Genomic DNA, 11,669 nt, shown 5'->3' with positions numbered 1-11,669 from the left:
ACATTAAAGATACTAACAAGTATAGTATTTACAAAGTAGTATTACCTGTTTATTTAAGTCCCCAAATAGACCAAGATTTTTCGGCCTGAAGCCTTAGCATATTTAGGCCATTTATAATGGTTGCATTATTTTGTTTCCCTAGGTTTAAGAACCTAGTTTCTTCTGGGTTATAGATTAAATCGAAAAGAATATGGTTTTTTGTAATTGCCTTATATGGAATGTTTGGGCAATCTTGAATGTTAGGGAAAGTACCTAGCGGCGTGCAATTTACAATGATTTGATGCTCTTCGATGTCTTGTTCTGTTAAGGTATCGTAGGTAAATGTTACACCGTTTTTTAAACTCCTTGATACGTAGTAATAAGAAATACCCATTTCATTTAAGGAAAAAGCAACGGCTTTACTAGCGCCTCCTGTACCTAAAATTAAAGCTTTTTTATGATGTGATTTTATAAAAGGTTTAATCGTGTTTTTAAAGCCATAACAATCTGTATTATAGCCAATTAATTTGCCTTTTTTTGTAATCCTGATGGTGTTTACGGCACCAATAGCCTTAGCTTTTTTATTTATTTTATCTAGAAAAGGCATAACCTGCTCTTTATAAGGAATGGTAACGTTCATCCCTTTTAAGCCTTCGGTTTCTTTAATTATTGAAGGAAATAGATCAATGTTCTTAATATCGAAATTTTCATAAGAAGTATCCTTGATATTTTCATTTTCAAATTTCTTTTTAAAATATGTTCTCGAGAAAGAGTAAGATATATCTTTACCTAATAAACCTAATTTATTCATGTTGCTTTTCTTGTTTTTTGTCCATACCATTCCAATGCCAAAACTATTACTATTCCGAGGAAAATAAAACCAATAGCATAATAAGTTTCTGTGTTTAAACTAGGAATGAAACGTTGGTAATTTTCAATAACCTTTTGTTGGGCAGAATCTAACAAAAAATGTCCTGATTCGTCTAATTTATAAATTGTTTTTTTCCAGGGCCATACAACACCTAGTGATCCTATAATGAATCCTAATATAGCCGAAAGGGTAATGCTTTTATAATGTTTTAGGATATAGCTTAGCATATGCGAAAATGTGACTAAACCTGTTACAGAACCTAAGGTAAAAACCACTAAAACTTTTAACATTCTAATACGTTCGGGATTATCAACAAAGCTAAAATCGCCGCTTATCATTTCGGTGAATGTATCGGATAATGCATTTACAGAATCTACTAAAAGTAATACATAATTTCCTAGAAGAATAAGAATAAAGGAGCCTGAAAATCCTGGTAAAGTCATTCCTGAAACGCTAATTATTCCACAGAAAAAAACAAACCAAAGGTTGTCATTCTCTTTCGCCGGGTTTAAAAAGCTAATACCCACACCAAGTAATATGCCAATAGCTAAAGAGGTGTAGGTTTTAAAATTCCAATCTTTAAAATCTTTATTTATATAGTAAATGGAGCCTATTATCATGCCAAAAAATACACTCCAAATATAAAGTTCGTAATGTTTTATTAGATAGTCTAATATCTTGGAGATACTAAAATAACTAACAATCATACCTAGAAAAAGCAGACTTAAAAAGCGACCATTAATATATTTATAAAAGCTTTTAAAACGTCCGTTAAACAATAGCTTAAAGGCTGTTTTGTTTACTTTTTTTAAGGAGTAGATAAACTCTTCGTAAAAACCAGCAACAAAAGCCACAACACCACCAGAAACTCCAGGAACTTTATTGGCTGCTCCCATACCTAACCCTTTTAAGATTAGAAAAATTTTATCTGTTAGTGTTCTTGTGCTTTGCATTATTTTTTGGAGCCCACGCGTTCAAGGATAAAAATAGTTAAAAAGCCGAAAATCATTAATACTATGGCGTACAACATTTGATTTGCACCTTCAAAAGCTAACGGAGTTACGCTTTCCTGTAACAATGGAACTTCTATTCCTTTAGAATCTGTGTACCATGATAAGGTTTTTTTCCAAGGCCATACTTTGTTTAACGATCCAAAAATAAACCCTGTTAATACAGCCAAAGTAATGTTGTGGTAATGTTTAAATAGCCATTTTAAAACATGGCTAAAACTTAGTAAACCTATTACAGCGCCCCCAGTAAATATGATTATTTTTTTTACATCTAGGTCGTGTATGGCATTACTTAGTGTTTTGTATGCACCAAGTATTATTAATATAAAAGAACCGGAAATACCTGGTAATATCATAGCACAAATAGCAATAGCTCCAGCAATAAATAAAAACCAAGGATTTTCGTTAGTGCCTATAGAGGGTAATTTACTTATGTAAAAGGCGATGGCTGCACCAATAATTAGTGCCACTATGGCACCTAAATTCCATTTTGTAATTTGCTTACCAACAAAATAGATACTGGCAACAATTAGTCCGAAAAAGAAAGACCATATTAAAACAGGATGGTATTCAAGTAAATATTTAGCAAGTTTCATAAAGGAAACAAAACTAATTATGATTCCTGTTAATAGTGCTAATAGAAAATTGCCATTTGCTTGTTTCCAAAAAGCCTTTAGTCCTTTGTTAAACAGAGTTTTAAAAAGAGCTCCGTTAATATTACTAATGCTAGATATAAGTTCTTCGTAAATTCCAGAAATAAAAGCGATTGTGCCTCCTGACACTCCAGGAACAGCATCTGCAGCTCCCATGGCTAATCCTTTAAAGGAGATTATAAGGTAATCTTTAAGGTTTCTTTGCATAATATTTTATCAGAAAACCAAAGGTATACAATTGGTTACTAAAAAAAAATTATTAGCACGAGATGAACGGCTTACTTTTCAATTTGTTTAAGGATATTTTTAACCAAAAGTTTGTTGGATACCTTAGGGAAAAGCTCGTCTATAATAAAGGCATAATCTTTATTATGCTTTAAAGCATTTTTAAGGTGAAAAATACCTTTATCGTTTTCCATTAAAACAAAAAACAATCCTGCTAAACGGTATTCTAGTTCGGCATTTTCTGGGTAAAATTCTACAGCTTGTTCAAAATTTAAAATGGCAGCTTGTGGTTCACCTAATTGAATTAATAAGTCGCCACGAGATAACCACGTATTAAGTTCGTAGTTTCCAAGCTCGATCGTTTTTTTATATCCACGTTCTGCTTCTTCATAAAAACTTAAACGGTGGTTTATTTGAGAATATAACTTCCAGTAGGTTACATTTTCAGAATCTATATTTATAGCCTTATTAATAAAGAAAAGCGCTTTTTGATAGTTCCCTTTTTTATTGTAAAACTTAGTAATGGCAATCCAGCCTTTGTCTAGTAACGGGTCTTCATGAACCGTTCTGTCATAATACTGAATGGCTAAATCGTCTTTATTTAATTTTTCATAACAGCTACCAATACGAAGTAAAGCGAAAGAGGTTGGGTCGTCTAACTTAAGTGTAATTGTATAGTTTGCTATGGCTTCATCAAAGCGTTTTAGCTCTTCTAAAACTTTGCCAAGTTCTAGATATGCGCCAACAAAAGTATCATCGGAAATTATAGCGAAATCAAAAGCAGTTAATGCTTTTTCAAATTGTTTTAAAGTAACATATTGCTTACCTAGTTGATGCCAACCTACTTCGCAGTATGGATTTTCATTTAAAAAATCATTTAAATAAGAAATAGCATCTTCGTTTTGGTTTAAAAACTCAAAACAATAAATGACATTGTATAATGCCGAATAATCATTAGGATCTGTTTTTAAACATTTCATGAAATAGGTTTTAGCCTCTTCATAGTTGTCTAAAAATAAATACTCCATACCAATTAAAGAATATAAATCGACCAAGTCTTCAGCTAATTTAGCGGCTTCTTTAAGAATTTTTATGGCCTGTTCATGATCGTCTTTTTTCGAAAAAATATTGGCTTTTTGAATGTATATTTCTTCGTTGCTAGGATCTATACTATATAATTCGTTTAGCAAATCGTCTGCTTCTTGCAGCTTATCTTCAAAAACGTAAATTTCTACTTTAAAAAGTCTTAAATTAATAGATGTTGGGTGCTGATCCAAACCAAGTTTAATTGCCTTTTTAGCTAGAGCAATTTTTCCTTGATTTAGGTAATGGTGAATAATATTTTCAAATTCTTCCGAGTCAAAAAACAAAACATGGTTTGTTTTTAACATCGATTCAAACTTGGTGATAGGCAAATTGTTGTTGTCATCATGACTAAACTCCATAAGCACATTTAAAAATTACTAGTATTATAAATTTAAGCTACTATTTCTTGATATAGGCCAGATTGTGTAAATGTTTTTAACAAAGTAATGAACATTTATAGGATTTACGAGTGGTCTACGGATTTAACACTTGATAATCAGTTTGTTATTTTGAAGTTGTTGATTGTTGAATTTCATCTAAAACTCCTAGTATTATCTGGCAACCTTCCTTAATTTCATCGTTCGAAATAGTTAGTGGAGGTGTTATTCGTACCGCTTTGGGCTCAAATAAAAGCCAAAATAATATTAAACCAAGCTTTTCGGATTTTAGAATTAATGCGTTTGTAATTTCGGCAGAAGGTGTTAAAAATGCTAGCATTAGTCCTTTTCCTCTGACCTCTTTTATTAATGGGTGGACTAATAGCTCTCTAAACAGCTTTTCTTTTTTAAGGGTGTCTGCTATTAAATTGCTTTCTGTGATTTCTTTAAGCGTGGCTAGGGCAGAAGCAGCAATAACGGGATGCCCGCCAAAAGTGGTAATGTGTCCTAATTTTGGATTATCTTGAAGTAAGTCCATTAGTTTTCCCGATGCTGTAAAAGCACCAATTGGCATGCCGCCACCTAAACCTTTGCCAGTAACCAGAATATCGGGTACACAGTTATAGTTTTCAAAACCGAAGAGCTTACCAGTACGACCAATTCCTGGTTGGATTTCGTCTAAAATTAACAAGGCTCCAACTTGTGTGCATCGAGCTCTAACTTTTTCTAAATAGTTAGGGTTAGGTTCAATAAACCCAGCGCCTCCTTGTATGGTTTCTAAAATTACACTAGCTGTTTTTGTAGTTATTTTATTTAAATCTGCTTCGTTATTAAAGTTTATAAACTTTACATCTGGTAGTAACGGTCTAAATGCTTGTTTGCGGACTTCAAACCCCATAACACTCATGGCGCCCATAGTATTGCCATGATAGGCTTTGTTTGTGGCTATAATTTCGCTACGCCCAGTAGCGCGTTTAGCTAACTTTAAAGCTCCTTCAATAGCTTCGGTTCCTGAGTTTGTTAGGTATGTTTTTTCTAACGATTTTGGTAAATGTTTAGCTAGTAATTTAGTGAGTTCTACGGCTGGTTTTTGAATATACTCACCGTAAACCATAACGTGTAAATAACGGTCTAACTGTTTTTTTATAGCCTCAATTACTTTAGGATGATTATGTCCTAAAGGACAAGCAGAAACACCAGCAACAAAGTCTAAATATGCTTTATTGTTGGTATCATAAATATATGAGCCATTAGCATGCGAAACTTCCATAGCTAATGGATGTGGTGATGTTTGGGCTTGGTATTTTTTAAAATCTGATTTCACTAAAACGAATCCTTTTAAGGTATTACTCTATAGTTGGTTTAGAAACTTTTTGCTTCTGTACCTTACTAATAGTTTTTTTTACTGGACCACCATTGGTCTTTTTAATGGGCTTAGGTAAGTTTCTTGAAGCTTTAGAAGTGATATTGCTAGATGTTTTATTTCTCTCGTCGGCTTCTTTTATGCGTTCAACCATGGCATCGTCAACAAAATCTTCTTGCGGTATATAGTCTTCTAAACCTTTAATTACCGGTAATTCTAGAGGTGGGTCGTCTTTAAATAAATCGTCAACGCTTCGCGGACGCTCATCTTCACGCCAATCAAAACCTTTTAAGAATTTTTCTTTCTCAGGGAATTTTGATTCCGGAAATAGGTTCCCATCAATTTGGTTATACCTTGTGTATTCATCTATGTCGCCATCAGCAAATAAAATGGAAATACTACCAGATTTAGATTTATCGATACCTATAAGTTCTTGCTTATCGTTTCTAGCGTAAAATATAGACTGTGCATTTTTGGTAACATCAACTTGATTTAATTCATTTTTGTCATTAAATAATCCTACTAAGCGCTTTCCGTTAATTTGATTGTATCCGTTTTCGCTAATTGTATCTCGACTGATAACAAAAGCGTTTTCAAAAACTAATAGTGAATCTATTTTTTCTGATTCAGGGTTTGAAATTAAATGAATCGTGTCGCCTGTCATTTGATTTTCTAAATTCCAAAGAATAGGTTTTCGTACTACTGAAAACTTATCACCTTTAGAAAGTCGTGGAATATTTATTAATTTGGTGATGCCTGTTTTTTCATCAGAATGAATAGAATCTGATTTTCCACTAAGATCTGTTTTAAAAATTCTTGCGTTGTAGTATGCATTAATAATACGATTTTCTGGTTTTCCCGTAACCATTATTCTATCGGCATGAATATAAATAGAATCGTTTTCTTGAACGGTAATTGCCAAGGCACGTTTTGTAATAAATAAAGAATCCTTTTCCTTAAATACTTCGGCATAATGTCCTTTAACAATACTGTTATTTATAGTGTCTGTAATTTTTATATTATTGGAAGCCGAAGCGAAACTTTTGTTATTATCAAAAAATAAACTATCGCCTTCAATGATTCTATCATCATAATCGATTCTAGCTTTTTTAAGCGCATAACCCACTTTGTTTTCCGTGTCATAAAACCCTTTTTCGCAGTAAGTTTTACTCTCTTCTGTGGTTATTGTAGATGGTCCAAAAAGGTAAGCATAACCAGTGTCTGAATAAAAATCGAAGAAATCTGAATTTATAGTTGATTCTTCACTAACCAAAACAACATCTTCAACAAATTGATATTTTTTTTGATCCATGTAATACCTTCCAATTTTACTTGTAATGGTACCCGATGAATCTTTTACAACCGTTCCGCCGCTTCTATAATAGGCCTGTTGCCTTGTGCGATCCATATATAGGGTGTCTGAAGTAATGGTGGAATTTGGATCTGTCATCACCACATCGCCACTAGCAAACGCTAATTCGGTAATACCGCTGTACTCAATATACTTAGAAGTCATATTTATAGTATCGCCTTGTTTTAGCTTTACATTACCATAAGCTTCAATAAAGTTATCCTTACTGTAATGTATAGCCTTGTCGCACCACATATTTGCACCTCCATGTTCTATATGAACCTGTTGTGCATCATCTCGAGTTAAAATTTTAGCGCCAGGGTAATTTTCATCATCAATGGTTAATTTACCAGCGTATTCTATTTTAATTTTCTTTTTTTCTTGAGCACCTGTTATTGAAACAAAACCAATAAAAAGTGTAAAAAGTAAAAGGTGTAGTTTGTTCAAAGTTTAAATGATTTATAGCAAAAATAACGATAAATATGATGATTGAGTATATTGAAACAAAAAACGCCTCAATAATTTTTGAAGCGTTTTTTTGTAATTAATATTTCGAAAAAATTATTTTCTAAAGATTGTTTGTTTTCTATCCGGTCCAACAGAAACTATCGTGATAGGAATTTCTAATTCTTTTTCTAAAAACTCAATATATGCGTTAAGTGCTTTTGGCATTTGGGACGCTTCAGACATTTCTGTTAAGTCCTCATTCCAACCACTAAAATCAGTGTATATAGGTTCTACGTTTTCAGGTTCAATATTATATGGTAAATGTTCAATAACTTCACCTTTATATTTATAAGCTGTGCACACTTTTAATGTTTTAAAACCAGAAAGTACATCGCCTTTCATCATCATTAATTGTGTAACACCGTTTACTTGACAAGCATATTTTAAGGCTACTAAATCTAACCATCCGCAACGTCTTGGGCGACCGGTAGTTGCTCCAAATTCGTTACCTACTTTAGCCATCATTGCGCCATCATCATCAAATAACTCGGTAGGGAATGGGCCAGAACCTACACGTGTTGTATATGCTTTAAAAATACCAAACACTTCGCCAATTTGATTTGGAGCCACCCCTAAACCAGTACAAGCACCAGCTGCAGTTGTGTTACTTGAAGTAACAAATGGGTAGGTTCCAAAATCGATATCTAGTAAAGATCCTTGAGCACCTTCGGCTAAAATAGTTTGTCCAGATTTTTGTGCTTGATAGATATATTCCTCCGAATCGATAAACTTTAAAGATTTTAAAACTTCAACAGCTTTAAAAAATTCGGTTTCTAGTTCTTTTAAATCGTATTCTATTTCAACATTGTAAAAAGCAATCATAGACTCATGCTTATCTGCTAGAGCTCTATATTTGTCTTTCCAATCACTTAATTCTAAATCGCCAACACGAATACCGTTTCTACCAGTTTTGTCCATGTATGTTGGACCAATACCTTTTAAAGTAGAACCAATTTTAGCTTTTCCTTTAGAGGTTTCACTAGCAGCATCAAGTAATCTATGAGTTGGTAAGATAATATGTGCCTTTCTAGAAATCATTAATGATTTTCTGTAGTCAACATTTTGTTCTTCTAATTTATCAAGTTCACCTTTAAAAATTACAGGATCTATAACTACGCCATTTCCAACAAGGTTGGTGGCTTCGTCATGAAAAATTCCTGAAGGAATGGTGTGTAATACATGTTTTTTTCCGTTAAAAACTAAGGTGTGTCCTGCGTTCGGTCCACCTTGAAAACGTGCAATAATATTGTAGTTAGAGGTAAGTACGTCAACAATTTTTCCTTTGCCTTCGTCTCCCCATTGTAGTCCAAGTAGTAAATCTACTGCCATCTTAAAAAATTAGTTATTAGTTGTTGATTTTCTATTTCCGTAAAAATAGAGCGAGTGGTTATTAATTTCTATATCGAAAACTTCTTCGATCGTTTTTTTTATGGATTGAATTCGAGGATCACAAAACTCAATAACTTCACCAGTATCGGTAAGAATAACATGATCATGCTGTCTATCAAAATAAGATTTCTCGTAGTGTGCCTGGTTTTTTCCAAATTGGTGTTTTCTAACCAATTTACAATCTAACAGTAACTCGATAGTATTATATAATGTAGCACGAGACACACGATACTTTTTGTTTTTCATGTTAAGATACAGGGATTCTATATCAAAATGTTCTTTGTTATTATAAATTTCTTGAAGTATAGCATAGCGTTCAGGTGTTTTGCGATGCCCGTTTGTTTCTAAAAAGCTAGTAAATACGCCTTTAACAATCTCTTGATTTTTCGAATCTATATTTTCATCCATAATTCGTTGCAAATTTACACTTTTTTTATAGACTGTTTAGAATATGTTGATGGAATTTTATTAACTAATTTTATGTGTCTACATGGTTGAAAACACAAGCGTAGCAAGGCTATGTTATAAAATATTAACAATATATATTCAAAAAAGTGTTTAAACAAAAATAGATGATTTTAACTAAACCCTTCTAACTTTATCTATGCCGTTAATTTTTTTGAGTTTTTCTAATAGTTTTCTAATTATGGTATTATTCTTAACAACAACGTTAATTTTTCCTGAAAAAAGACCAGCGTTAGTTTCAAAACTGATGCTTTTCATGTTTACATGCATGTTGGAAGATACTATTTTAGTAATATCGTTTACAAGCCCGATATGATCAATTCCTGTTAATTCTATTTTAACTAAAAATTCTTGCTGAGAGGAATCAATCCACTTAGCTTCCATGATTCTGTAAGAGTAATTAGATTGCAAGCTAACAGCGTTAGGGCAATTTTTTTTGTGCACCTTAATGCCTTCCTTTACGGTTAAAAACCCAAAAACACGATCGCCAGGTATTGGGTTACAACAATTTGCTATTTTGTAATCTAATTTTTCTTCGTCTTTACCAAATACAATAGAATCATATTTTAAAGTAATTTCTTGTTTTTCTAACTCCTCTTTCGAGATGGTTGTTTTTCTAGAAATTTTATTTTTAATATAACTCATTAAAGCATTGCTTCGTGACGAAGCATAGCTTTTTAACATGGTGTTATCTATAGAGCCAAGACCAATTCTGTAAAATAAATCGAGACTTGTTTTAAGCTTAAAGAAATTAACCATTTCGTTAACGGAAGTTTCATCAAGCGTAATTTTTAATTGTTTTAATTTACGTCTTAGTATTTCTTTTCCGTCTTCGGCAATTATCTTTTTATCCTCCTTTAAAGCCGATTTAATTTTACTTCTGGCTCTAGCTGTTGTTGCATAATCTAACCAGTTGGGATTAGGTTTTACACTATCGGAAGTTAAAATATCAACCTGATCGCCACTATTTAAAACATGACTTAAAGGTTCCAGCTTGCCATTTACTTTAGCCCCACGCGTTTTCATGCCAACCTCGGTATGAATGCTAAAGGCAAAATCTAGAGCTGTTGCACCTTTTGGAAGCGATTTTAAATCTCCACCAGGAGTAAATACAAATATTTCTTTGGAGTAAAGGTTGAGTTTAAACTGCTCTACAAAATCTACAGCATTCATTTCTGGATTTTCCAATGCTTCTTGTAATCTGTTTATCCAGCTTTCTAAATTGTCTTCTTTCTCGCTACCTTGTTTGTATTTGTAGTGGGCCGCATAGCCTTTTTCGGCAATTTCATGCATACGCTCACTACGTATTTGTACTTCTACCCAGCGTCCTTTTGGTCCCATTACTGTAATATGAAGGGCTTCATAACCAGTTGATTTTGGGGATGAAATCCAATCGCGTAATCGAATAGGGTTGGGCCTAAAGTGATCTGTTACTATGGAGTATATTTTCCAAGCAATAAACTTTTCATTCTGCGGGTCTGCGTCACATTTGTAAATAATTCGGATAGCAAACTTATCGTAGACTTCATCAAAAGTAACACCCTGGTTTATCATTTTCTTTCTAATAGAAAATATAGACTTGGGTCTTCCTTTTATATTATATCTTAAATTCTCTTTATCGAGTGAGTTTTTTATAACATCGCTAAACTGAGTTATATACTCGTCTTGTTCCTCTTTACTTTCTTTTATTTTATGAAGAATGTCGTCGTAAACCTCAGGTTCGGTATATTTTAATCCTAAATCTTCAAGTTCGGTTTTAATATTATATAAGCCAATTCTATGTGCTAATGGCGCATAAATATATAAGGTTTCAGATGCAATTTTAACTTGTTTATCAGGACGCATAGAGTCCATGGTTTGCATATTGTGAAGCCTATCTGCAATTTTTATAATAATAACCCTTACATCATCATTTAGGGTTAGTAGCATTTTACGAAAATTCTCTGCTTGTAAGGACACATCCATATCCTTTTCTTTACTTAAGGAGGATATTTTTGTTAGACCATCCACAATAGTTGCAATGGTTTTTCCGAATTTCTTTTCAATGTCCTTAACTTCATAATCTGGACTGTCTTCCACAACATCATGAAGTAAAGCAGCTGCAATAGAGGTTGCATCTAGCCCAATTTCTTGCGCTACAATTTTGGCCACTGCAATGGGATGGAAAATATAAGCTTCTCCAGATTTTCTTCTTTGGTCTTTATGGCCGTCTAAAGCTACCTCAAAAGCACTACGAATTAGTTTTTTATCGTCGTTAGAAAGTGTGGTGTAACTAACTTTTAATAATTCCTTGTAGGCTTTGGCAATAGTAGCATTCTCTTTTTCTATAGCTTCCTCTGTCATAAATTAAAAGTAAGATAAAGAAAATTAATAGCCAACACCCAATATACTTT

Annotated in this window: 9 protein-coding genes; all 9 read right to left on the bottom strand. The window is 33.0% G+C overall.

The features are described 5' to 3' along the window. Nucleotides 1-49 precede the first annotated feature (49 nt). Nucleotides 50-790 (bottom strand): shikimate dehydrogenase family protein, encoded by a 741-nt coding sequence (locus AAFN75_RS00725; protein WP_411807798.1) that lies wholly within the window; start codon nt 788-790, stop codon nt 50-52. Further along, the gene (locus AAFN75_RS00720; RefSeq protein ID WP_144117847.1) at nt 787-1,803 is read right to left on the bottom strand and encodes a DUF368 domain-containing protein; all 1,017 of its coding nucleotides are present in this window, start codon (nt 1,801-1,803) and stop codon (nt 787-789) included. Before AAFN75_RS00720 ends, AAFN75_RS00725 begins: the two co-directional genes overlap by 4 nt. Continuing rightward, nucleotides 1,803-2,720, bottom strand: coding sequence for a DUF368 domain-containing protein (locus AAFN75_RS00715; RefSeq protein WP_411807797.1), 918 nt, complete (start codon nt 2,718-2,720; stop codon nt 1,803-1,805). The genes AAFN75_RS00720 and AAFN75_RS00715 overlap by 1 nt, the downstream gene beginning before the upstream one ends. Nucleotides 2,721-2,791: 71 nt before the next feature. Further along, complete coding sequence (locus AAFN75_RS00710) at nt 2,792-4,183, bottom strand: tetratricopeptide repeat protein (RefSeq protein WP_411807796.1); 1,392 nt, start codon at nt 4,181-4,183, stop codon at nt 2,792-2,794. A gap of 145 nt (nt 4,184-4,328) precedes the next feature. Beyond that, nucleotides 4,329-5,525: an aspartate aminotransferase family protein gene (locus AAFN75_RS00705; RefSeq protein ID WP_411807795.1), complete on the bottom strand. Its 1,197-nt coding sequence runs from the start codon at nt 5,523-5,525 to the stop codon at nt 4,329-4,331. A gap of 22 nt (nt 5,526-5,547) precedes the next feature. Further along, on the bottom strand, nt 5,548-7,362 hold the full coding sequence (locus AAFN75_RS00700) for an OstA-like protein (protein ID WP_411807794.1): 1,815 nt from the start codon (nt 7,360-7,362) through the stop codon (nt 5,548-5,550). Between the two features lie 114 nt (nt 7,363-7,476). After that, nucleotides 7,477-8,751, bottom strand: a complete 1,275-nt coding sequence (locus AAFN75_RS00695) for an adenylosuccinate synthase (protein WP_411807793.1) — start codon at nt 8,749-8,751, stop codon at nt 7,477-7,479. A 9-nt stretch (nt 8,752-8,760) separates the two neighbouring features. Continuing rightward, nucleotides 8,761-9,219, bottom strand: coding sequence for a Fur family transcriptional regulator (locus AAFN75_RS00690; RefSeq protein ID WP_411807792.1), 459 nt, complete (start codon nt 9,217-9,219; stop codon nt 8,761-8,763). Nucleotides 9,220-9,393: 174 nt separating this feature from the next. Then, nucleotides 9,394-11,619, bottom strand: a complete 2,226-nt coding sequence (locus AAFN75_RS00685; RefSeq protein ID WP_411807791.1) for a RelA/SpoT family protein — start codon at nt 11,617-11,619, stop codon at nt 9,394-9,396. Nucleotides 11,620-11,669: the final 50 nt, after the last annotated feature.

The organism is Algibacter sp. AS12 (assembly GCF_046736315.1).
In the GTDB taxonomy this organism is placed as follows: Bacteria; Bacteroidota; Bacteroidia; order Flavobacteriales; family Flavobacteriaceae; genus Algibacter_B; species Algibacter_B amylolyticus.
The sequence above is the reverse complement of the archived record's forward strand: the minus strand, read 5'-3'. Positions and strand labels throughout refer to the sequence as shown.